The sequence below is a fragment of the Massilia rhizosphaerae genome, assembly GCF_016093545.1.
Lineage (GTDB): Bacteria > Pseudomonadota > Gammaproteobacteria > Burkholderiales > Burkholderiaceae_D > Telluria > Telluria rhizosphaerae.
Genome location: NZ_JADKYX010000001.1, coordinates 574,206 through 596,434, shown reverse-complemented (window position 1 = coordinate 596,434; position 22,229 = coordinate 574,206). Strand labels below are relative to the sequence as shown.

At 68.1% G+C, this 22,229-nt stretch carries 18 protein-coding genes; 8 read left to right on the top strand and 10 right to left on the bottom strand.

Going from position 1 to position 22,229, the window contains the following annotated elements; all coding sequences use genetic code 11:
• The first annotated feature begins 2 nt into the window (after positions 1–2).
• Positions 3–1,928, top strand: a complete 1,926-nt coding sequence (locus tag ISF28_RS02495) for a glycoside hydrolase family 97 protein (RefSeq protein ID WP_198115537.1) — start codon at positions 3–5, stop codon at positions 1,926–1,928.
• Positions 1,929–2,027: 99 nt separating this feature from the next.
• Here the strand turns inward: ISF28_RS02495 and glf are convergent, their stop codons facing one another.
• The 3 genes from glf to ISF28_RS30300 form a co-directional block, all read right to left on the bottom strand.
• Positions 2,028–3,182: a UDP-galactopyranose mutase gene (gene glf, locus ISF28_RS02490; RefSeq protein WP_198115536.1), complete on the bottom strand. Its 1,155-nt coding sequence runs from the start codon at positions 3,180–3,182 to the stop codon at positions 2,028–2,030.
• A gap of 326 nt (positions 3,183–3,508) precedes the next feature.
• Complete coding sequence (locus ISF28_RS02485; protein ID WP_198115535.1) at positions 3,509–3,832, bottom strand: KGG domain-containing protein; 324 nt, start codon at positions 3,830–3,832, stop codon at positions 3,509–3,511.
• 169 nt (positions 3,833–4,001) lie between these two features.
• Positions 4,002–5,045 carry a mechanosensitive ion channel family protein gene (locus ISF28_RS30300; protein ID WP_198115534.1) on the bottom strand — a complete coding sequence of 348 codons (1,044 nt, stop codon included), beginning with the start codon at positions 5,043–5,045 and terminating at the stop codon, positions 4,002–4,004.
• 210 nt (positions 5,046–5,255) lie between these two features.
• Between ISF28_RS30300 and ISF28_RS02475 the strand changes: the two genes are divergently transcribed.
• Positions 5,256–8,939: a response regulator gene (locus tag ISF28_RS02475; protein WP_198115533.1), complete on the top strand. Its 3,684-nt coding sequence runs from the start codon at positions 5,256–5,258 to the stop codon at positions 8,937–8,939.
• On the top strand, positions 8,936–9,373 hold the full coding sequence (locus tag ISF28_RS02470; RefSeq protein WP_198115532.1) for an NUDIX hydrolase: 438 nt from the start codon (positions 8,936–8,938) through the stop codon (positions 9,371–9,373). The genes ISF28_RS02475 and ISF28_RS02470 overlap by 4 nt, the downstream gene beginning before the upstream one ends.
• Here ISF28_RS02470 and ISF28_RS02465 read toward each other — a convergent pair.
• The gene (locus ISF28_RS02465; RefSeq protein ID WP_198115531.1) at positions 9,356–11,713 is read right to left on the bottom strand and encodes a hybrid sensor histidine kinase/response regulator; all 2,358 of its coding nucleotides are present in this window, start codon (positions 11,711–11,713) and stop codon (positions 9,356–9,358) included. The genes ISF28_RS02470 and ISF28_RS02465 overlap by 18 nt on opposite strands.
• Before the next feature lie 188 nt (positions 11,714–11,901).
• Here ISF28_RS02465 and ISF28_RS02460 point away from each other — a divergent pair, with 188 nt between their 5' ends.
• Positions 11,902–12,735, top strand: a complete 834-nt coding sequence (locus ISF28_RS02460) for a phytanoyl-CoA dioxygenase family protein (RefSeq protein WP_198115530.1) — start codon at positions 11,902–11,904, stop codon at positions 12,733–12,735.
• Between the two features lie 9 nt (positions 12,736–12,744).
• Here the strand turns inward: ISF28_RS02460 and ISF28_RS02455 are convergent, their stop codons facing one another.
• The 4 genes from ISF28_RS02455 to ISF28_RS02440 all read right to left on the bottom strand — a co-directional run bounded on the left by ISF28_RS02455 (position 12,745) and on the right by ISF28_RS02440 (position 13,929).
• The gene (locus ISF28_RS02455; RefSeq protein ID WP_198115529.1) at positions 12,745–12,954 is read right to left on the bottom strand and encodes a hypothetical protein; all 210 of its coding nucleotides are present in this window, start codon (positions 12,952–12,954) and stop codon (positions 12,745–12,747) included.
• Positions 12,955–13,023: 69 nt separating this feature from the next.
• On the bottom strand, positions 13,024–13,317 hold the full coding sequence (locus tag ISF28_RS02450) for a DUF5985 family protein (protein ID WP_229518814.1): 294 nt from the start codon (positions 13,315–13,317) through the stop codon (positions 13,024–13,026).
• A gap of 1 nt (position 13,318) precedes the next feature.
• Positions 13,319–13,576 (bottom strand): DUF5985 family protein, encoded by a 258-nt coding sequence (locus ISF28_RS02445; protein WP_198115528.1) that lies wholly within the window; start codon positions 13,574–13,576, stop codon positions 13,319–13,321.
• Complete coding sequence (locus ISF28_RS02440) at positions 13,576–13,929, bottom strand: hypothetical protein (protein WP_370663377.1); 354 nt, start codon at positions 13,927–13,929, stop codon at positions 13,576–13,578. Before ISF28_RS02440 ends, ISF28_RS02445 begins: the two co-directional genes overlap by 1 nt.
• A gap of 227 nt (positions 13,930–14,156) precedes the next feature.
• On the opposite strand from ISF28_RS02440, the gene ISF28_RS02435 reads away from it, so the two are divergent.
• The 3 genes from ISF28_RS02435 (at position 14,157) to ISF28_RS02425 (ending at position 17,876) form a co-directional block, all read left to right on the top strand.
• Complete coding sequence (locus ISF28_RS02435) at positions 14,157–15,002, top strand: DNA/RNA non-specific endonuclease (RefSeq protein WP_198115526.1); 846 nt, start codon at positions 14,157–14,159, stop codon at positions 15,000–15,002.
• A gap of 17 nt (positions 15,003–15,019) precedes the next feature.
• A complete protein-coding gene (locus tag ISF28_RS02430; RefSeq protein WP_198115525.1) occupies positions 15,020–15,277 on the top strand; it encodes a hypothetical protein in 258 nt (85 codons plus the stop codon).
• Between the two features lie 229 nt (positions 15,278–15,506).
• Positions 15,507–17,876: a hypothetical protein gene (locus ISF28_RS02425; RefSeq protein ID WP_198115524.1), complete on the top strand. Its 2,370-nt coding sequence runs from the start codon at positions 15,507–15,509 to the stop codon at positions 17,874–17,876.
• A gap of 16 nt (positions 17,877–17,892) precedes the next feature.
• Here ISF28_RS02425 and ISF28_RS02420 read toward each other — a convergent pair whose 3' ends face one another.
• On the bottom strand, positions 17,893–18,804 hold the full coding sequence (locus ISF28_RS02420) for a GGDEF domain-containing protein (RefSeq protein ID WP_370663383.1): 912 nt from the start codon (positions 18,802–18,804) through the stop codon (positions 17,893–17,895).
• Between the two features lie 187 nt (positions 18,805–18,991).
• The gene (locus tag ISF28_RS02415; protein WP_198115522.1) at positions 18,992–19,477 is read right to left on the bottom strand and encodes a hypothetical protein; all 486 of its coding nucleotides are present in this window, start codon (positions 19,475–19,477) and stop codon (positions 18,992–18,994) included.
• Between the two features lie 227 nt (positions 19,478–19,704).
• On the opposite strand from ISF28_RS02415, the gene ISF28_RS02410 reads away from it, so the two are divergent.
• A complete protein-coding gene (locus ISF28_RS02410) occupies positions 19,705–22,221 on the top strand; it encodes a TonB-dependent siderophore receptor (protein ID WP_198115521.1) in 2,517 nt (838 codons plus the stop codon).
• Positions 22,222–22,229 lie beyond the last annotated feature (8 nt).

Sequence of the window (22,229 nt, the reverse complement as noted above, 5' to 3'; positions counted from 1 at the left end):
CCATGAACACGAGAATGTTGACATTGGCCGCGGCGATGCTGGCCGCCCTGAACGGCGCGGCCCATGCCGCGCCCGCCGGCCCCGTCACGGTGACCTCGCCGGACGGCAAGGCAGCGATCCGCATCGCGCCGGACGGCGCCAGCTACACGGTGACGCGCGGCGGCGAAACGGTGATCGCCGACTCGCCGCTGGGCCTCGAATTCGACGGTTCGCCCCAGTTCGGCGCGCTCGAACTGGAAAAGGTCGGCAGGACCGCCGTGGACCGCAAGATTCCCCTGGTCGCCACGAAGGCGTCCGTTGCGCGTGACCATTACCGCGGCGCCACGCTCGCCTTCCGCGACCGGACGGACCCGGCCCGCCGCCTGCTCATCGACGTCCGCGCCTACGACGACGGCGTCGCGTTCCGCTACCGCATCGAGGGCAGCGCGCCGGTGCGCCTGCGCGGCGAAAAGACGGCCTTCGTGCCGGCCGGCGATCCGGCATGCCTGATCTCGGAAGCGCAGGGCGCGCATGAGGTGCAGTTCACGCGTCACAAGCTGTCCGAGCTGTCCGACCAGCAGGGCTACGACGTGCCCGTCGTGTGCACCATGCCGTCGGGGAACACCACCTTCGCGATCACCCAGGCTTACCTGGACGGCTATACCGGCGCGTCGTTGCGGCACGAGGGCACGGGCCTGCATGTGCAGCTGTCGGGCATACCGGGCCGTGCCGCGCCCGTGTACGCGTCGCAGGGCGGGTTGCGCACGGCCTGGCGCGTCGTCATGCTGGGCAACCGGCCCGGCGACCTGATCGCGTCCAACCTGGTCGGCAACCTGAACCCGGCGCCGCAGGGCGATTTCAGCTGGGTGAAACCCGGCAAGGCGGCATGGGACTGGTGGTCGGGTCCGCTGGCGGGCATGAAGCCGGACATGGCGGCTTACCGCCGCTACATCGACTTCGCCGCCGCTTCCGGATTCCCGTACTACCTGATCGACGCCGGCTGGGCGCTGGGCAGCGGCGGTTGCTGCGACGCGTTGCCGACGACGGACATCACCCGCGCGGCCGAAGGCATCGACATGCCGGCGCTCGTGCGCTACGCGAAGGACAAGGGCGTCGGCCTGATCCTGTGGGCCCACTGGGAACACGTGAAGTCGCGCATGGACGAGGTCCTGGACACCTATGCGCGCTGGGGCATCAAGGGCGTCAAGATCGACTTCATGGGGCGCGACGACCAGGACATGGTCGACTTTTATCAACGCGTCGCGGCCGGCACGGCCAAGCGCCACCTGCTGCTGGATCTGCACGCGGCGTACATCCCGGCGGGCCTGGAACGCACCTATCCGAACTTCATCACGCAGGAAGGCGTGCTGGGCGCCGAGTGGGACAAGATGAAGAAGACCGTCACCCCGGAGCACAACCTGATGCTGCCGTACACGCGCATGCTGGCCGGACCGATGGATTACACGCCGGGCGGCTTCCGCAACGGCACCCCGGGCACGTTCCAGGTGCGCGCCGTGCTGCCGTTCACCCAGAACACCCGCGGCCAGGAACTGGCGAAATACGTCGTGTACGACAGCCCCCTGCAGATGGTCTCGGACGATCCGGACGCCTACCGCGACGCCCCCGGCTTCGACTTCATCCGCCGCGTCCCGACGGCGTGGGACGAGACCCGTTACCTGGCAGGCGAACCGGGCCGGGACATCGTGCTCGCACGCCGGCTCGGCAAGACGTGGTACGTCGGCGCGATGTCGGCGGACGATGCCGCGACGACGAAGCAGGTCGCCCTGGACTTCCTGCCGGCCGGGCGTTACCGTGCCACGATCTGGGAAGACGGCGCCACGCCGAACGACGTCAAGCGCCGCGAGCAGGACGTCACGGCGAAGGGCGGCCTGACCCTGACGCTGGCGCCGGCCGGCGGCGCGACGGTCATCCTGGAACGCAAGCAGTAACACCGTCGCCCCTGCGAAGGCAGGGGCCCAAGCTGGTTGCATGTCGACGCATGCAAACTTGGGCTCTGGCGTTCGCCAGAGCGACGTTTCGGCGGCGCGTCAGGCCAGCGGATCGATCGCGAACGCGGGCATCCGCACCTTCTCGCGCGCCGCCTCGAGGAATTTGTCCGAGGTCAGCAAGGCTTCGTGGATCGTGACGTCCATGTCGAGGTAGCGATACGTGCCGAGACGGCCGACGAAGGTGACGTTGGTCTCGTTGCGCGCCAGGTTCACGTATTTTTCCAGCTGCGCCTTTTCGCGCGCCTGGCGGATCGGATAATACGGCGTGTCGTTTTCCTCGCACTGGCGGCTGTATTCCATGTAGCAGACCGTGCGCTCGTGCTGTTCCCACGGCGAGAAATGCTTGTGCTCCGTGATGCGCGTGTAGGACTTCGCATCGTCGCAGTAGTTGATGACGGCATTGCCCTGGTAATCCCCGATGTCGCGGAACACTTCGAAATCCAGGGTGCGGTAGGGCAGGCGGCCTTCCACATGGTTGAACCAGGCGTCGATCGGGCCGCTGTAGAACACGTGGTCGTAATCGGACTTGGCAGACGGATCGAAGCGCGTGCCCAGGTGCACGGTGATGCCGGGCACCTTGAGGACGTTTTCCACGAGCGCCGTGTAGCCGTTCGCCGGCATGCCCTGGTATTTGTGGTTGAAGTAATTGTCGTCGTAATTGAAGCGCACGGGCAGGCGCTTCAGGATGCTGGCGGGCAGTTCGCTCGGATGCAGCCCCCATTGCTTCATCGTATAGGTCTTGAAGAAGGCTTCGTACAGCTCGCGGCCGACGAAGCGCAACGCCTGTTCCTCGAACGTGGCCGGACTCTCGATCGACTTGTCGCCCAGCGACTGGATGAAGGCCTGGGCTTCCGCCGGCCGGAACGTCTTGCCGAAGAACTGGTTGATGGTCAGGAGGTTGATCGGCAAGGTGAACACGCGGCCGTTCGTGATTGCCTTGACGCGGTTCACGTAGGGCTTGAATTCGGAGAAACGGTTCACGAATTCCCAGGCCCGTTCGTTATCGGTGTGGAAAATATGCGGTCCATAGACGTGGACCATGACGCCTGTTTCGCTGTCGCGCTCCGAATGGCAATTGCCCGCGATATGGTCGCGCGCTTCGAAGATCTCGACGTTGTAGCCCGCATGGGCCAGTTGATTGGCGATGACAGCCCCGGAAAATCCAGCACCGACGATGGCAATATTTTTTTTCATGCGCGTATCCTGTGTGTTTATCTCTGCCGGCGCGGCAGGCGCTGCCCGGCATGCGCTTTCTCGAGCCTAAAGTTCATGCGTAAACACCGTGGACTTACGGTTACAGAACGGTAGGAATGTGAAATATAGTGCCAAAAATATATCACCCTTCATGCGTTTCGCCCCGCACAATTGGACGGGCACGGAAGGGAGACGGGCTCGTCAATACGGAAGAATGAGCCCTGCGGCTATTTTTTTGTACGCGTCACGAAAATGAAAAAACCGCCGGACCAGGCCGGCGGTTCGATGTCGACGACAGCCCGGCCAGGCCGGGCAGACGCTATCGATCAGCGCTTATCGTCGTTCTTGTGGCTCTGCGAGCCCGCCTTCGCGTGCTGCTCCGGCGTGCCGCCCCGGGTGTGGCTGCCGCTCTGCTGGCTGCCGCTGCTGCCGCTCTGGTTGTTGCCGTCGTTCTTGTGGCTCATCGAGCCCGCGCGGCGCGCTTCTTCCGACGTGAACTCGTGGGCATTGCCCGATGCGTGCGAGGCCTTGCCGCCTTCGGAGGCGATTTCGCGCTGTTTCTGCGGGTCCATCGACGCGAAGCCGCGGTTGCTGGTGTCGCCGCTCTGGTTGTTGCCCTTGTTACCGCCTTGCTGGTTGTTCGATGCCATGATCGTTCTCCTTGAGTTGGTTACGTGCAATGCTGACCCTCTGCCGCATCGGCGTCGGGTGACGTCCGATCGCGAGGGATGAAGTCATGGTAAGCCGCACGATATGCGAGATGAATAGGACTCGTTATGGCTGGCGTGTAGGATGAGTCCGGCAACTGGGTGCAACAACTCAGTGAAACGAAGGCCCGGGCGGCGGCGGCGCCTCGCCGCTGCGGCGGATCGAGTCGGCCAGCTTCGGGTCGGCCAGCCGCACGATCGACAGCGGGTGCGCGAACTCGATGCCCTCCTGCTGAAAGCGGCGATAGATGTCCAGGAATATGTTTTGCTGGGCGTCCATGTGCAGGATGTAGTCGGGGCTGCGGTAGTGGTAGACGATTTCGAAGTCGAGCGACCATTGCCCCCAGCTGAAGAAGTGGGCGCGCTCGAAATCGATGTTCGGCTTGCTGGCGATGATGTCGCGGATGATGTGCGGGATGCGGCACAGCAGGTCCTCCGGCATGCCGTACGCCACGCGCAGCACGAACGCGACGCGCCGCGTCTGCATGCGCTTGTGGTTGTGGATGCGGCTTTTCAGCAGCTCGCCGTTCGAGAACACGACCTGTTCGCCGCCCAGTCCCCGCACGCGCGTCGTCTTGAGGCCGATGTGCTCGACGGACCCGAGCACGTCGCCCACGATGATGAAGTCGCCGACCTCGAACGGCTTGTCCAGCATGATCGACAGCGAGGCGAACAGGTCGCCGAGGATGTTCTGCGTCGCCAGCGCGACGGCCACACCGCCGATGCCCAGGCTGGCCACCAGGGTCGTGATATTGATCCCGAAATTGTCGAGGATCATCAAGGTGACGACCAGCCACAGCAGCAAGCGCGAGATGAAGCACAGCACGCTGCTGGACGCGCGCCGCTCGCCGTCCACGGGACCGACGCTGAACTGGTCGCGCCAGGCACGCAGGCCCGTGTCGCCCCAGATGGCCGCCTGCAGCATCAGCGCGGCGATGGCGGTGCGCGAGACGAATTTGTTCTGCCCGGCCGTCAGTTCGAGGAACGAGCTGCCGCAGTACATGGCGAACACGACGATGAACAACATATAGGTCTGCGACAGCATCCGCGTGACGAAATCGTCCAGCCGCGTGCCCGTGCGGCGCGACACCGTTTCCAGCCGGCGCAGCACGAAGGCGCGCACGAACACCAGGGCGAGCGCCGTGGCGGCGGTCACGACCAATGCCGCCGCCCAATTCTCGAAGGGATTGTTTAGAAAGAAAAAATGCCCCTTTCGGGACAGGAAGGAAAAGATCATCGACACTCCTGGTCGGTCGCAAGCCAGCCGCTAGTTTGGGGGCGGGCGGCATCCCGCCGCGCACAATTGACTTTCGGCAGGGGCCGGAATACATTGCATTATTTGCATCAATCCTTTCGCCGGACACCGATGGCCCCCGACCAGACCACCAAGATCCTGCTCGTCGACGACCAGCCGGCCAACCTGGCGGTGCTGGAAGCCATCCTGGCGGATCTGGGGCAGACGCTGGTCTCCGTCACGTCGGGCGAGGCGGCGCTGCGCGAAGTGCTCGCCCACGATTTCGCCGTCGTGCTGCTGGACGTGCGCATGCCGACGATGAACGGCTTCGAGCTGGCCGAGCTGATCCGCGAGCACCCGCGCACGCACAGCCTGCCGATCATCTTTTTGACCGCCGGCGACGCCGACGAATTCCCGCTCGAGCGCGCATACGCGCTGGGCGCCGTCGACTACCTCACGAAGCCGTTCAATTCCGTCGTGCTGCGGGCCAAGGTCGCCGTGTTCATCGACCTGTACCGCAAGAACGCGGAGCTGGCGCGCATCGAGGAAGAACGCCACCGCGCCCAGCTGCGCTCGCGCGACGCCCGCCTGCGCCTCATCCTCGACAATATCCGCGACTACGCCTTCATCGGCACGGACGTCGACCGCGTCGTCACGGAATGGGAGGGCGGCGCCGCCGCGATCACCGGCTGGGACCTCGACGCCGTGCGCGGCCGCCGCGCCGACCTGCTGTTCACGGCGGACGACCTGGCGCTCGGCCTGCCGGAACAGGAAGCGCGGCGCGCCCTCGAACAGGGCCGTGCCGAGGACCGCCGCTGGCACGTGCGGCGCGACGGCACGCGCTTCTACGCCGACGGCGTGATGGTGCCGCTGCGCGACGAGGCGGGCGCGCACGTCGGCTTCGCCAAGATCATCCGCGACGCGACGACGGAAAAGCTTGCCGCCGAGCGTTTGGCCGAGAGCGAGCAGCAGCTCGAGGAAAACCGGCTCCAGGCCGAGGCCGAGCGCGAGCGGCTGCTGCGCGAGCTGCAGGCGGCCAGCGAGCGGATGCGCGACATCTTCCACCGCGCCCCCGCCATCATGTGCGTGATGAGCGGCCCGGACCACGTGATCGAGATGGCCAACCAGCGCTACCTGGAACTGGCCGGCGGCCGGCCGCTCGCGCAGCTGCCCGTGCGCGCCGCGCTGCCGGAACTGGCGGGACAAGGCTTCGCCGACGTGCTGGACCGGGTCTACGCCAGCGGCGAGGCGGTCGAGGGCAGCAATGTGCGCCTGCTGCTGCACGGCGCCGGCGCCGGGCCGGGCGGGCTGGAAGAGCACTTCCTCGATTTCGTCTGCATGGCCTTGCGCGATCCGCACGGCGCCATTTCCGGCGTCCTGCTGCACGGCGTGGACGTCACCGAGCGCACGCGCGCCAACCTGCTCGCCGTCGGGCAGCGCGGCGCCCTGGAACTCGCGGTCACGGACGCGCCGCTGGGCGACGTGCTGGACGTGCTGGCGCGCACGGCGGAAGACTATTGCGGCGGCGCGGCCCTGGCATCGGTGCAGGTCACCGCGCCGGACGGCCGCCTGCATCACGCGGCGGCGCCGTCGCTCGCGGCCGGCTTCCAGCACGCGATCGACGCCGTCCCGGTCGGCCCCGTCGCCGCCGCGGCCGGCAGCGCCGCGTGGCGCGGCGAGCCGATCGTGTGCGCCGACATCGACGCCGATCCGCTGTGGCAGCAGCACCGCGCGCTGGCCCGGACGCACGGCCTGCGCGCGGCGCGCGCGCTGCCGATCCTGGCCCCGTCCGGCGCGGTCCTGGGGACGTTCACCTTGTACTACCGCGAACGGCGCCTGCCCGGCCCGGAGGAAGAGTCGGCGCTGGCGCTGCTCGCCAACACGGCGTCGCTCGTGATCGGCCAGCGCCACGAGGCGACCGAGCGCCTGGCCGCGGAACACCGTTCGCGCGCGATCCTGGAAAGCATGAGCGAAGGTTTCATCGCCCTCGATCCCAGCTGGCGCATCACGTACGCGAACGCCGCCGCCGAAGCCGTCACCCGCCGGCAGCGCGAGGAACTGGTCGGCGCCCAGTTCTGGGACCTGTTCGCGCGCATGCGCGGCAGCCCGCAGGAACAGGCGCTGCGGCGCACGGCGCTGGCGCGCACGCGCAGCCGCATCGAGGCGTACGACGACGCCCAGAACCGCTGGTTCGAGATCAATTCGTTTCCGATGGAGGGGCCGGACGCGGATGCCGGCGGCCTGGCGCTGTACTTCCGCGACGAGACCGACCGCCGCCGCGCCGAGGAGGGCATCCGCCGCCTGGCCGCCGTGGCCGAGCAATCGTCCGACTTCATCGGCATCTTCACGTCCGACGCCGGCGGCATCTACCTGAATCCGGCGGGCCGGCGCATGGCCGGCCTGGACGACTGCACCAATATCGCCGCGTGGCGCATGATCGACTTCTTTCCGCGCGAGGACCGGCCGTTCGTGCGCGACCACGTGATGGCGGGACTCACGGGCGACGCCGCCGCGTGGGAAGGCGAGCTGCGGCTCGACCAGCCGGACGGCAGCGCCCCGGTCCCCGTCTATTTCAAGGGCTTCGCCGTGCGCGACGCGGACGGCCACAACATCGGCCTGGCGACGATCACACGCGACATCACGGCCCAGAAGCGCGCCGAGGACGAGCTGCGCCGCGTCGCGGCCGACCTGTCGGAAGCGGACCACCGCAAGAGCGAATTCCTCGCCACCCTGGCGCACGAGCTGCGCAACCCGCTGGCGCCGATCCGCACGGGCCTCGACCTGCTGCGCATGGCGCCGCCGGACGCGCAAGCCGCCGCGCGCGTGCACGCGATGATGGACCGCCAGCTGGGGCACCTGATCCACCTGGTCGACGACCTGCTCGACATCGCCCGCATCACGCGCGGCAAGATCGAACTCAAACGGGAAGCCGTCGACCTCAAGGCGATCGTGCAGATGGCGCTGGAAACGAGCGCCGCGCTGATCGACAGCCACGGCCACAGCCTGGACGTCGAGCTGCCCGACGAACCGCTGCCGCTCGAAGCGGACGTGACGCGCATGGTGCAGGTGCTGTCCAACCTCCTCAACAACGCCGCCAAGTACACGCCGGCCGGGGGCCGCGTGGGACTGGCGGCCTGGCGCGAGGATGGCCACGCCGTCGTCGCCGTGTCCGACACCGGCATCGGCATCCCGCTTGATGCCATCGGTTCCGTGTTCGAGATGTTCACGCAAGTGCGCGGCAGCCTCGATCGGGCCCAGGGCGGACTCGGGATCGGCCTGTCGCTCGTGCGCCGGCTCGTCGAGCTGCACGGCGGCCGCGTGAGCGCGTTCTCCGCCGGCCGCGACTGCGGCAGCACGTTCACCGTGCGCCTGCCGTTGCATCCCGGCTCGCCGCACGCCCGGCCGGCGGGCGCGGACGGCGCCTCCGGGGCGCGGCCGCCGGCGGCCCTGCGGGTGCTCGTGGTCGACGACAATGCCGATGCGGCCGACAGCCTCGTCGCGCTGCTGGAAGCGCTCGGCCACGCGACCTCGGTGGCGCGCGACGGTCCGCAAGGGCTGCAGTTGGCGCTGGACGTGCGCCCCGACCTCGTCCTGCTCGACATCGGCCTGCCCGGCATGAGCGGCTACGAAGTGGCGCGCGCGATCCGCAAGAGCCAGGGCGTGCGCCAGATCGTCCTCATCGCGTTGACCGGCTGGGGCGCGCAGAGCGACCAGGCGCAATCGCACGAAGCGGGCTTCGACCAGCACCTGACCAAGCCGGTCAGCCTGGAGTCGCTGGAACAGGCGCTGGCCGCGGCCGCGCGCACGCTGCCATGAGGAAGACGGCGCGACCGGTCGACGTTTCGTGCGGCACGCTCGTCGTGGACGCCGGCGGCCGCCTGCTGCTGGGCCATGTGACGCACACGGCGCGCTGGGACATCCCGAAGGGCTTGCTGGATCCGGGCGAAACGCCGCTCGCCGCCGCCATGCGCGAGCTGCGGGAAGAGACCGGCCTCGCGTTCCCGGCCGACGATTTCCGCGACCTGGGTCGCTTCGACTACCGGCGCGACAAGGTCCTGCACCTGTTCCGCGTGGACGTGGGCGCGGCGCTGCCGGACCTGGCGCACCTGAATTGCACGAGCATGTATCCGCACCACGCGACGGGCGCGCCGACGCCGGAAATGGATGCCTACCGCTGGGCCGACCGGGACGAAGTCGCGGCGCTGTGCTGGCCCCGGATGGCGGCGCGCCTGCTAGCCATCGGCTGGTGAGGCGAACCTGCGCGCTTCGACCTCGCGCAGCACGGCTTCGATCGCAGTCACCGTCGCCGGCTTGGTGAGATGGGCGTCGAAGCCCGCTTCGGCGGTGCGGGCACGGTCGTCGGCGCCGCCCCAGCCCGTGAGCGCGACGAGCACGGTGCCGTCGTGGCGCGGGTCGCGCCGCACGGCCTGCGCCACGTCGTAGCCGGACAGGCCGGGCATGCCGATGTCGAGGAACACGGCGTCCGGATGCAGGCCGTCCAGCATGCGCAGCGCCTGGTGGCCGTCGTGCGCGACCACGACGTCGTGGCCCATCACGGACAGCAGGGCGGCGAGCGTGTCGGCGGCGTCGCGGTTGTCGTCCACGACGAGCAGGCGCAGGGCGGGAATCGCGGCCGCGTCGGCCTCGGGCGTATCCGGCGCGGCGTCGGCGCCGGCGCCGCGCCGCGCCAGCGGCAGGCGCACGGTGAACACGCTGCCCAGGCCCGGCCCTGCGCTGGCCGCCTGGATGGTCCCGCCATGCAGTTCGACGAGGCTTTTCACGAGCGACAGGCCGATCCCGAGCCCGCCCGGCACGTGCTGGGCGGCGTGGGCGACCTGGGTGAACATCCGGAAGACTTCGCCGATCGACTCTGCCGGGATGCCGATGCCATTGTCGGACACGGCGATCAGCGCCTGGTCGCCGTCGCGCTCCGCCGCCAGCACGATGTGGCCGCCGCGCGGCGTGTACTTGGCCGCGTTGTTGAGCAGGTTGCTGACGACCTGCGTGATGCGGGTGGCGTCGGCATGCAGCGTCAGGGGTTCGTGCGGCAGGCGCACGTCGAGCCGGTGGCGCGCGGCTTCGATCAGCGGCATGCTCGTTTCCACCGCCGCGTTCAGCACGTCGGCGAGCGGGACCAGCGCCGGCTTGAGTTCGACCTGGCCGCGCGTGATGCGGGCCACGTCCAGCAGGTCGTCGACGAGGTGCACGAGATGGTCCAGCTGGCGGTCCATGATGTCCTGCACGCGCGCCGTCGCGGCCGGATCGGCGCGCGAGCGGCGCATCAGCTGCAGGCCGCTGCGGATCGGCGCCAGCGGGTTGCGCAGCTCGTGCGCCAGGGTGGCGAGGAACGCCGTCTTGCGGCGGTCCTGTTCGGCCAGGTCGTCGGCGAGGCGGCGCAGTTCGAGCTCGGTGCGGCGGCGCTGCGTGATGTCGGTGAACAGCACGACCACCTTGCGGCTGCCGGCGGGCCCCACGCGCGCCGCGTACACGTCGTACCAGCGCCCGAGTCCCTCGATCCCGTCGACGAAGTGGACCGGCTCGCCGCTGGCGGCGACCTTGTCGAACGCGTCGCACCAGCGCGCCGCGTGCACCGGCACGAGCGCGCGCACGGTGCGCCCGACGGCATCCGCCAGGCCGGTGGCCTTGACGAAGGCCGGGTTCACTTCGAGGAAGCGGTAGTCGCACGGGATGCCGGCGTCGTCGTACAGCATCTCGATCACGCACACGGCTTCGTCGATCGCCTCGAACAGGGTGCGGTAGCGTTCCTCGCTGGCCTGCAGCCTTTCCTCGGCCTGCTTGCGCAGCGTCGCGTCGATCACGACGCCGCGCATCATCCCGCGCTGGCCTGCGCTGCGGTCCAGCTGGCCGCGCGCGAGGACCCAGCGCCAGGCGCCGCCCGGCGTGCGTACGCGGAACGTCGCTTCGTACGGCGCGCCCGTCTCCATGGCGCGGCCGAGCAGCGCCTGCGTGGGCCGCACGTCGTCCGGATGCATGGCGGCGAAATACGCGCCCATGTCCGCGCCGCCCGCGTTTTCCGGCCGCAGCCCGAACATCTCGATCAGGCGCTCGTCCGCGCTGACGCGGCCGCTCGCGACGTCCAGCGACCACACGGCCACCTCGGCGGCGGCGATGGTCGCTTCGAGGCGCGCGCGGGTGTCCCGCAGCGCGGCCTCGGCGCGGCGCCGCTCGGCCGCCGTCGCGTATGCCTCGAGGAAGAAGCGCGCCTTGGCCTTGAGGATCGGGAGCGAGATGGGATCGTGCAGGACGGCGAGCGCGCCGGCGTCGTACAGCGACTCCAGCGCGAACGGCGGCGCGGCGGGGATGCCGTGCGCGATCACGGGCGTGTGCGGCAGCGCGGCGCGCAGGCGGCGCACGCTGTCGAACAGCGCGTCGGTATTGCCGGAGTAGCCGGCCAGCACGAGGGCGAAACCGGGCAGGTCGTCGCCGCCGGCCGCGTGGACGAGCGCTTCGGCCAGCGTGCGGGCGCGCACGAGGTCGTAGCCCAGCTCGGCGGCCACGACGCCGACGGCGGGGTCGGACACGGGACGGTCGCACAGGAACAGCACCCGTCCGGGCGCCGGCCCGTTCATGCGCGCCTCCCGCGACCGGGGCCGGCCCGCGCCGTATTTACCGCGGAATGCATGCGCAGGATGTCGAAGTCATCGTTCTGCGACTGTAGGAGCTGCGGGCCCGGCTGTCAACTGGGCGGCGGACAGCCGGGCGCCGTCCGCCGCCGAACATCGGTAGGATGGGGCCGCGGGACAGCAAGGAGACCACCATGCAAGCATCGAACGAAGGCGCCGGCTACGACGTGGGCGCCATCATGGGCGGCCTGTACGGCGACGGCATCATCGCCTGCAAGGGCGCCTTCAGCGCGGAATGGGTCGCGCAACTCAAGGAAGACATCGAAACCCTGTTCGCCGAGGCGCGCGCCCGTCCGCGCGGCGCCCTGGAACGCGGCCCGTGCCGCTACTACGTCGAAGTCCATCCGGAACGGCTGCGCGGCTTTGTCGACCTGGCCACGCATCCGTGGATCGTCGCCGTGTGCCGGGCCGTGCTCGGACCGGACTACAAGATCGTCGAAGTGGGCTTCGACATCCCGTTCCCGGGCGCCATGCACCAGCCCTGGCACCGCGACTTCCCGGCGCCGCCGGAAACGCTCGTCGGGCGCCGCCTGAATTCGCTCGCCTTCAACCTGACGACGGTGGACGTGACGGAGGAGATCGGCCCGTTCGAGATCGCGCCGGGCACGCAGTGGGACGACCTCGCCGGCGGGGACCTGATGTTCCCCGACCAGTCCCTGTATCCGCGCTACGAGGCGCGCGCCCAGCGCAAGCTTCCGAAGGTGGGCGACATCTCGGCCCGTTCGGCGCTGACGATCCACCGCGGCACCGCGAACCGCAGCCGCCAGTCGCGGCCCGTGCTCGTGCTGGGCGTCGACGCGCCGGACGGCCGCAACGCCGAGAAGCACGACCTGCAGGTCACCCAAGCGTATTGGGATGCGCTGCCGGCCGCCGTGCGCGACCATCTGCGTTGCCGCATCGTGCCCGCGCTGGAACACATCGAGCAGGCCCACACGATCGAGGGCCTGCGCATGGGCGTGACCGGCTAGGATGATGGGCTAGCTGCCTTTGGGCGGCTTGCCCACGCGCCGCAGCCGGTCCGACTGCTGGTCGAGGTTCACTTCCTCGGCCACGTCGTAGCGGCCGTCGTCGGCGTCGTCGGCCGGCAGCAGGTTTTCCGAGCGGTCGTGGGCGCGCTGCGCCTGGCCGGGATCGGCGCGCTGGACATTCTGCGCACCTTCGTCTTTACGTTTCTGTTGGTCCGTCATGCCTTCCTCCATGAATGGTGTCCGGTGTGACGGCCGATTATGGCGCAGGGGAGGGCGGCCGGGCGCACGCTAACGCTGGTCGGGACGCTGCGAGCGCCGCGCCGGCAGGTTCTTTTCCAGGATCGCCCACAGGATCAGGCCATAGGCCAGCAGCCGCACGAGGTAGTGCAGCGGCGTGTCCTCGTTGTCGTCGTACGAGAGGGCCGACACGATCCGGTGCACGCCCTCGATGCCGAACGACAGGGAGAAATACAGGAAGAAGCGGTCGCGCGAACTGCGCCAGAAGCGCAGGAAGCACAGCGCGATGACGAAGGACGCCATCGCGATGGCGCCCGTGAACAGGTCGTTCATTTCGTTCAGCATGTCATTCCTTCTCGTAGATCAGGCCGTACAACAGCAGCAGCACGGACACGAGGGCCGACACCTGGCGCACCGGCAGCAGGTTGATGTCGGGGAACACGACTTTGTCCAGCATGAGGAATACATTGTTGACGGTCATCGCCACGAACGAGGCCCCGCTCCAGAACAGGAGGCGGTGCCCGGTACGCCGATAGCTGCCCAGCAGCAGCCAGGCGCAGGCGAGCGACGTCAGGGTGCACAGTGCATAGATGGTGAACGCCATCAGGAATCCTTTCGCCATTTGAAGGCGTCCGCAAACTGCTGGGCCTTGCGGTCGAGGGAAGAGTGGATGAGGTGGGTAACTTCGACCAGGTTGGTCGCGTACAGGTCGGCCAGGCGGTCGATCCGGTCGCGCAGGCCCTCGTCCGCCGGCGCATAGCGGTAGGCGTCCGCGTCGGGCGCGGGCCAGGGCTCGGCGATCCGCGCGGTGCACAGGTCGGCCAGCAGGTCTTCCGCGGTCTTCTCGCGCACGTACAGCCGGCGCGCGAGCGTGTCGCGGCGCCATGCCTGGTCCGGATCGGCGCGCATCAACAGCAGCGCTTCCAGGAAAGGGACCGAGGGGATGCTGGTCAGCACAAAGCGCCGAAGGTCCTCGGGTATGGTGGGCTTACCCATCGCCATCGTTTTTGGACAAATGTACTTAGCTTTTTGAAACCGTAATTTTATAACATTCCCGCCGGAAATGCACTTGCGTGCGTTCAACCGTGCGCTGGTACGCCTGTGAAAACGCATGAGGAAGCGCATGAGGAAGCGCAAGCGCGCCTCGGCTAAAATGACACAATCTTTGATCTTGTCGAATCATTATGCTCAAGAAGTTATTCGCGCCGGCACTCCCGCTGGCGCTGGCGCTGGCGCTCGGCGGCTGCCACCGCGAATCCACGAACCGGCCCCCGGCCCGCGCGTCCATTGCGGTGGAAGCGCCGCGCCCGCAATCGTGCGCCGACCATTTCGTCGACGGCCAGGCGCCGCGCATCACGAATCCCAAGCTGGGCAAGGAGACCGAAGCGCTGTGCTTCAACGTGTTCAGCGTACTGCATTCGGGCGTCACGCGCACGCCGCTGTGGTCGGCCGAACACCTGCAGGCACAGAATATCGCAGCGGCGCAGGAGTTGTCGCGCGAAAATTCCTTCCACCCGGAACCGCGCCTTCCCGCGGACGAGCGCGCCGAACTGTCGGACTATGCCCGCAGCGGCTTCGACCGCGGCCACATGGCGCCGAACGGCGACATGCCAGACCGCGACAGCCAGCACGACAGCTTCAGCCTCGCCAACATCGTCCCGCAGGACGGCGAGAACAACCGCAACCTGTGGGCCGGCATCGAAGGGGCCGTGCGCAAGATGGCGAAGAAGGAGGGCGACCTGTACGTCGTCACGGGGCCGGCCTTCCTCGGCGCGGACCTGCGCAAGGTCGGCAACGTGCTGGTGCCGACCCATTTGTATAAACTCGTGTACAGCCCGCGCCAGCGCGCCGGCGCCGCCTGGTTCGTGGAGAACACGGCCGGCGCCCGCGCCAACGTGATCCCGATCCCGGAACTCGAACGCATCGTCGGCATCAACCTGCTGCCCGCCCTGACCGACGCGGACAAGGAGCGCGTACTGGCACTGCCGGACATCCGCGTCAAGCCGTCCCGCGGCCGCAACCGCCATTGAGCATCGAGAGGAGAGCCATGAGCAGCACACCGAAATTCGCCCCGTACGAAAACGAGGCCGACGTCGTCGAGATCGGCCGCCTGATGCTGGAGAACCGCCTCGACCGCATCACGATCTCCGGCGACGTCGACCTCACGGCCGACAAGGACGGCCTGGCCAGGGCGCGCCTTCTGCACGACCTGCTGGGGCGCGTCGTGGCGGGCCTGGAAGCGAAAGACCTGCCGGAGCGCCTGCCGCCGCCGGAGGTGCACAAGGTCGCGAATCCGTTCGGCTGACCGACAAGACGGGCCGCAAGGCCCGTTTTTCATGCGGGTGCGGACCGCGGCATACGCATGGGTCGTACCCGGTCAATGGTGCGCGCAACGCGACCGCTTTGGAGTACTCTCGACCAGAGACCGGCACGAGGATCTCCACGCGGAATACGTCATGCTCGGCGCCGAGCAGGTCGGCGTGGCGCGCTTCGACAGGGCCGGCATTCCATCACGATGACAGCGGAGGAACATCATGCGACATACCTTGGTAGCAGTCTTCGACAACCGGAGCGATGCCCAGAACGCCCTGGACGAATTGCTGGCATCGGGCTTCACGCGCAACGAGGCGAGCCTCTCGAGCGCCGATCCGACCGGCCAGTCGAACAGCGTCACCGGCGCGGACACCGCGATGCAGAGCGAGCACGAGGAGGGCATCGGCGCCTCCATCAAGCATTTCTTCACCACGCTGTTCGGGTCCGACACGAACGAGCACGCGATGAAGTACTCGTATGCCGTCACGCGCGGGCACCACGTGCTCACGCTCACGACGGACTCGGAACCGGAAGTGGAGCGCGCGGCCGACATCATCGAGCGCTTCGGCCCCGTCGACATCGACGAACGCCACGGCGAGTGGGCGCGCGGCGCGGCCGGCACGCCGGCCGCGGCGCCGGGCATGCGGCAGGCGGGCATGCAGCAGTCGGGCAGCACGTCGGCGCAATCCGGCAACCTCGGCTCGGCGTCCGGCTCGGCGCAATCGGCGGGCGGCTCGTACCAGGGCACGCCGCCGGGGACGGAGCCCGGTTCGCTGCAATTCACGGGCCACGACGACAGCAAGGATTTTGCGACGCAGAATCCGGAAGATCCGTTCCCGAAAGACACGACGTACCAGGAACCGCTGGGCGCCTCGGAGCAGTCGGGCGGATCGATGAGCGGCTCTCCCTTGCAGGGCACGGCGTCGATTCCCGGCTCGGACGACACGTCGCTGGGCGGCACCGCCAGGATGGGCGAGCAGGCGGGCTCGCAGCAGCGCGACCTGGGGGCGCGCGGCAACGTGCGGGTGTTCGCCCACGACACCATGCCCGCGGCCGGCATCAGCGATACGTACGACGACTATTTCCGCAACGACTGGACGCGGAATTACGCCAGCCTGGGCGGCACTTACGAGGACTACGCACCGGCCTACCGCTTCGGCAACGAGATGCGCCGCAGCGAAAGATACCGCGACCGCGACTGGAGCGACGTCGAGCAGACCTTGCGCAGCGACTGGGACACCCGTCATCCGGGCGCGTCCACGTGGGACAAGTTCAAGGCGGCCGTGCGCCGCGGCTGGGACAAGATCACGCCGGACTCGGAGGATCATTACCGCAGCCACTGGACCGACAATTATTCGAGCCTGGGCAGCTACGACGATTACGCGCCGGCCTACCGCTACGGCAACGAAATGCGCCGCAGCGCGAAATACCGCAACCGCCAGTGGTACGACGTCGAGTCCGACCTCAAGACCGACTGGGAAGCCCGCAACCCTGGCGCCTCGACGTGGGACAAGTTCAAGACGGCGGTGCGCCACGGCTGGGACAAGATCACGCCGGACATGGACACCGACGACTGGTATCACTCGGACTGGCACGACAATTACTCGAGCCTGGGCGGCGGCTACGACGAGTACGAGCCCGCGTACCGCTACGGCACCGAGATGCGCACGAGCGCCAAGTACCGCGACCGGTCGTGGGACGAGGTCGAGACGGACCTGCGCAGCGACTGGGACAAGCGCCATCCGGGCGCGTCGACGTGGGACAAGTTCAAGGCCGCCGTGCGCCGCGGCTGGGACAAGATCACCCCCGACATCGACGACGACAGCTATTACCGCAGCCACTGGAACGCCAGGTACTCGAACGCGAACGAAACGTTCGACAATTACCTGCCGGCCTACCGCTACGGCGACGAGGCGCGCCGCATGGAGAAATACCGCAGCCGCCGCTGGGACGAGGCGGAGCCCGAACTCAAGAGCGACTGGGAGTCGCGCTACACGAGCGGCACGTCGACCTGGGAGAAATTCAAGGAGGCCGTGCGCCATGGCTGGAACAAGATCACGCCGGACATGGACGACTCGACCTATTACCACACGCACTACGAGTCGAACTATGCCGGCAGCGGCGCGGACTACGACGAGGTGGCGCCGGCCTACCGCTACGGCAACGAGATGCGCGTCAGCGACACCTACCGCGACCGTTCCTGGGACGACGCCGAAAGCGATCTCAAGAAGGACTGGCACAGCAGATACGGCACGCCCGACGAGCCGTCCGCCTGGGAACGCATCAAGGCGGCCGTTCGCCACGGCTGGGACAAGATGACGGGCGACACCACCCGCGACGACGACAGCCACTACCGCACCCACTGGTCGAACACGTATGCGGCCAGCGGCACGCGGTACGACGACCTGGCGCCGGCGTACCGCTTCGGCGCGGCGATGCGCAACGACGCGCGCTTCCGCAACAGCGACTGGTCCGACGTCGAGAACGACCTGCACATCGACTGGGAGGAGCGGCACGGCAGGGACGGCGCGGCGGCCTGGGACAAGGTGAAAGAAGCCGTGCGGCACGGTTGGGACCGCGCCACGCTGTAGGGCGCCGCGAACCGGATCAGGCCAGTTCGGTCAGCGGCAGGCTGATCCGGTTCCTGCCCATGTGTTTGGCGCGGTACAGCGCGGCGTCGGCGATGGCGACCAGTTCGCTGGCGCTGTTGTCCGGCGAGGCGATGGCCGTGGCGGCGCCGATGGACACGGTGACGTGCTCGCCGGGCGCCAGGCGGTTGGGGACTTGCAGTTGCTCGACGCGGGTGCGGATGCGTTCGGCCACGCTGGCCGCGCCCTTCAGGGACTGGTTCGGCAGGATGACGGCGAATTCCTCGCCGCCGTAGCGGGCGACGAGGTCGTTGGCGCGCATCTCGCTGGCGACGGCCGTGGCGATGCGCTTGAGGCATTCGTCGCCGCCCAGGTGGCCGTTCGCATCGTTATAGGCCTTGAAATTGTCGACGTCCACCATCAGCAGCGACAGCGGCTGGCGCTGGCGCAGCGCACGCGTCCATTCCGCGTGCAGGGTCTCGTCGAAGCAGCGGCGGTTGGCCAGGCCCGTCAGGCCGTCACGGGTGGCCAGTTGCTCGAGGGCGATCTGGGCCAGTTTCTCGTCCGTCATGTCGCGCAACGTTTCGACGACGGCCGCCAGCCGGCCGCGGTCGTCGTAGATCGGGCTGGCGTCCGCCGCCAGGTAGCGCCGCCGGCCCACGCGCGGCATGTCGCACCAGCTTTCGGCCGACATGTGCTGTTCGTCGGCCAGGCCCGCGCGCGGCTGGATCCGCAGCGCGTCGGCGGCGCGGTCCTCGATCAGCAGATCGGCGAGGGTGGGCCGGCGCTCTTCGAAAAAACTGCGCCAATGGTCGCGCGTGCCGAGGATCTCGCGCGCGGGCACGCCCGTCAGGCGTTCGCAGGCGCGGTTCCACAGCATGACGCGGGAGGTCGTGTCGAGGACGAAGATGGGAATGGCCAGCGTCTCCATCAGCTGGTGGGAGAAAGCGCGATCCGCTCCGATCGCGCCCGAGGAATCCATGAGGCGATGTATTGTTGTTGTGCTTGTCATGACCCGTCCTTCGGTTCTGTTTAGCAATAACTTGCTGACGAGAACCGATTGTGCGCCACGGACAACGGCGCCCCCTTGATCTTGAGCAAGCGGGATGGGCGGCCGGTCACCCCGGGTCGCAGGCGTGCGCGGCGACGATCGCGTGGGCGACGCGGTCCACGCGCGTACACAGCAAGTCGATGCGCGAGGCCAGCAGCGGATCTTCCAGGGCGTACTGGCGGCGCACCTGCAGCAGTTCGGACTGGATCGCCACCAATTGCGCCAGCGGATCGAGATTGCCGCGCCGGCCTTCCGCGCCGGCGGTGAGGCGACCCAGCAACATGTCGGACTCCGCCAGCGCCTGGTCGGCCTGGCTGCGCGCCTTTTGTTCGCGGCACAGCGCCGCTTCCAGGCGCGCGATCCGGTCCTCGCTGCGCACGCGCCGGAACAGCGTGGCGAAGAGCACGGTCATCGTGACGAGCATGAGGACGCCCAGCTGCAGCCGGTCGGGCAGGGCGGGCACGGCGGTGCGGTCGGACAAGCCGATCCACAAGCCGAGCAACAACAGGGCTCCGAGGGTGGCGCGCAGCGACTGGCGCAGCATGGTCTTCATGACGATCCCTTCGACGAGGACTTGGACGACGCGATTAGGAACTTTCCGTACTCAAAGGTACGACTTTCTGAACGGCGCGTTTTTGCTCATGGTCAACTCCAGACACAGCCATCAGGTGGACGGCGGAACCTTTCGGGCCATGTCTCATCCAAGTGTTTTAGTTGCTTTGACAATAGCCGGCACTTGAAGTCGTATTTGCCCACGATCCCGATCGCCCGGATGGAAATATGCATAAGTCCCCCGCACCAAGGCTGTGCGTCGCCGCCCTGTTGGCACCGCTGTTGCAAGCAGGCCCGGTCAGCGCCCAGGCCCCCATGGGGCCAGCCGCCGCGCCAATCGACACTGTCATCGTCACCGGCACCGCGTTCAAGCGCCGCACTTTCGATGCGGCCTACGCCAATTCCTCCATTTCCGAGGAACAAATCGAACGCTACGCGCCGCTCAACACGGTCGACCTGCTCGGCAAGCTGGCCGGCTTCGTCAGCGAACCGTCCGGCGGCGAGAGCGGCAACAATATCAACGTACGCGGTTTGCCCGTCACCAATTTCCAGTTCGTTCCACTGTTACAGGACGGCTTGCCGGTCTTCCAGGAATCGCAGGAGGATTTCCTGAACGCCGACGAGCTGATGCGCGTCGACCTGATGACCGACCACCTGGAGGCGGTGCGCGGAGGCACCTCGCCGATCTACACGTCGAACGCGCCGGGAGCGACCGTCAACTTCATCACCAGGAAGGGCACGCCGGAACCGCATGGCACGGTGCGCGGCACCCTCGGCGACTACGGGCTGGTCCGATTCGACGGCGCGTGGACCGGACCGGTCGGCCACGGATGGCTGCTCAGCATGGGCGGCTACTACCGGTTCGACGACGGGCTGCGCAAGCCCGGCTTCACGGCCGACCGCGGCGGACAATTCCGCGTCAACCTGACGCGCACCCTGCGCCAAGGCGAACTGAACCTGTATGCCGGCCGCCTCCACGACCGCACCATCTTTTACCTGCCGGTGCCCTTGGCCGACCCGCGCGCGCCGGGACGTTCCCTGTCCCATCTGCTCGACCCGCGCAGCGGCACGCTGACCTCGAACGACTTCCGCAACGTGCGCATCCGCACCCTCGACGGCACGCCGGGCGGCGCCATCGACAACGAGGACCTGGCCGACGGCGTGTTCCCCCGGGTGAACGTCGTTGGCGCCAGCCTCGACTGGCGGCTCGCGAGCGGCTGGACCCTGCAGGACAAGGTCCGCTACACCGACGGAAGCGTCAAGTTCAACGCCTTGTTCTCCCTGACCCCGCCCGACGACGCGGCCGCCTTCCAGGCCGCGCAGCTGGACCGCGCGCGCGCCGCCTTCGGTCCCGCCGTGGACCGGCTGGCGTACGTGCTGGCCAACGCGCGCGGCCCGGGCGGGGGGCGCATCCCCTTCGACCCGGCCGGCACCGACGGACTGGTGATCCGCGGGGGCTGGTGGAGCGTCGACACCAAGTTTTCCAATTTCATGAACGACTTCCGTCTCAGCCGGGAATGGGCCGGCATCGGACCGGGCAGCCACACGCTGACGGGCGGCCTGTATTTCAGCGACTACAGGTTCAGGCAGTCGCGCCTGTTCAACGCCATGTTGATGGAAATGCGCGACCGTCCGCGCGCGCTCGACCTGATCGCGCTCGACCGGGCCGGCAATACGCTGGGCTCGGTAACCGAGAACGGGTTTCTCGACTATGGCGACAACAACGACATGGGCGGCGCCGTCGACGGCACCCTGTGGGCACTGTACGCGGCCGACGAGTGGAAACTGTCCAGGCACCTGCGCCTGGACGGCGGCGTGCGCCACCAGTCGACGCGCCAGCACGGCTACGCCGTCATCCGCGCCACCCGGGACCTGGGCAACCCGGCGACGCTGGCCGACGACAACGTGGGCGGGCCATCCGGCAGCGTCGACCGGCGGCGCGAGCATTTCAGGGGCACCGCCTGGACCCTGGGCGGCAACTACGAGTTCACGCCCGAATTCGGCGCCTTCGCGCGCTACACCTCGTCGTTCCGCACGCCGGCCCTGTCCAACATCTATCTCGGGGCGACCCAGGCCCCGGCCTTCAACTCGACCGTCAGGCAGGCCGAGTTCGGCACCAAGCATCGCTTCCCGGGCGGCGCCGCCTACGCCACCGTGTTCTGGAACCGCTTCAAGCCCTTGCGCGACGCGGCGCTCACGGTAGGTGCCGACGGCCAGGTGGTGTCGACCGACTTCGTCGGCACCACCGAGAATTATGGCGTCGAATTCGAGGGCACCTGGCGCGTGGTGCCCAAGCTGGAACTGACCGGGAACCTCACCCTGCAAAATCCGCGCTACAAGAGCCTCGCCGAGCTATCCACGGGGCGGGCGATTCCCGGCGTGGAAGGCAATCAGATCGCGCGTTTTCCCAAGGTGCTCGGCAGCTTCACGCCAACCCTCGACTTCGACCTGTTCGGCTACCGGAGCAAAGGGTACGCGACCGTGTCCTACCAGGGACAGCGCTACGTCGACAGCAATAACTCGACCCGCCTTCCGGCCTATACGACCCTGGACGCGGGATTGATCGTCGACCTGGATTCCCATTTGCGCCTGCAGGTGGCGGGGGCGAACCTCACCAACGAGATCGGGCTGACCGAAGGCAATCCGCGCACCGATGCGCTGGAGGGGCAGGGCACCGGCAACGCCATCTATGCGCGTCCCATCTTCGGCCGGACCGTGCGCATGAGTTTGACGTACAACTGGTAAGCGGGGGG

Excerpts from the sequence above, each read along its gene's own strand:
- ISF28_RS02495 (WP_198115537.1), top strand. The coding sequence starts at position 3 with ATGAACACGAGAATGTTGACATTGGCCGCGGCGATGCTGGCCGCCCTG.
- glf (WP_198115536.1), bottom strand. The coding sequence starts at position 3,182 with ATGAAAAAAAATATTGCCATCGTCGGTGCTGGATTTTCCGGGGCTGTC.
- ISF28_RS02485 (WP_198115535.1), bottom strand. The coding sequence starts at position 3,832 with ATGGCATCGAACAACCAGCAAGGCGGTAACAAGGGCAACAACCAGAGC.
- ISF28_RS02475 (WP_198115533.1), top strand. The coding sequence starts at position 5,256 with ATGGCCCCCGACCAGACCACCAAGATCCTGCTCGTCGACGACCAGCCG.
- ISF28_RS02470 (WP_198115532.1), top strand. The coding sequence starts at position 8,936 with ATGAGGAAGACGGCGCGACCGGTCGACGTTTCGTGCGGCACGCTCGTC.
- ISF28_RS02465 (WP_198115531.1), bottom strand. The coding sequence starts at position 11,713 with ATGAACGGGCCGGCGCCCGGACGGGTGCTGTTCCTGTGCGACCGTCCC.
- ISF28_RS02460 (WP_198115530.1), top strand. The coding sequence starts at position 11,902 with ATGCAAGCATCGAACGAAGGCGCCGGCTACGACGTGGGCGCCATCATG.
- ISF28_RS02455 (WP_198115529.1), bottom strand. The coding sequence starts at position 12,954 with ATGACGGACCAACAGAAACGTAAAGACGAAGGTGCGCAGAATGTCCAG.
- ISF28_RS02450 (WP_229518814.1), bottom strand. The coding sequence starts at position 13,317 with ATGCTGAACGAAATGAACGACCTGTTCACGGGCGCCATCGCGATGGCG.
- ISF28_RS02445 (WP_198115528.1), bottom strand. The coding sequence starts at position 13,576 with ATGGCGTTCACCATCTATGCACTGTGCACCCTGACGTCGCTCGCCTGC.
- ISF28_RS02435 (WP_198115526.1), top strand. The coding sequence starts at position 14,157 with ATGCTCAAGAAGTTATTCGCGCCGGCACTCCCGCTGGCGCTGGCGCTG.
- ISF28_RS02430 (WP_198115525.1), top strand. The coding sequence starts at position 15,020 with ATGAGCAGCACACCGAAATTCGCCCCGTACGAAAACGAGGCCGACGTC.
- ISF28_RS02425 (WP_198115524.1), top strand. The coding sequence starts at position 15,507 with ATGCGACATACCTTGGTAGCAGTCTTCGACAACCGGAGCGATGCCCAG.
- ISF28_RS02420 (WP_370663383.1), bottom strand. The coding sequence starts at position 18,804 with ATGGAGACGCTGGCCATTCCCATCTTCGTCCTCGACACGACCTCCCGC.
- ISF28_RS02415 (WP_198115522.1), bottom strand. The coding sequence starts at position 19,477 with ATGAAGACCATGCTGCGCCAGTCGCTGCGCGCCACCCTCGGAGCCCTG.
- ISF28_RS02410 (WP_198115521.1), top strand. The coding sequence starts at position 19,705 with ATGCATAAGTCCCCCGCACCAAGGCTGTGCGTCGCCGCCCTGTTGGCA.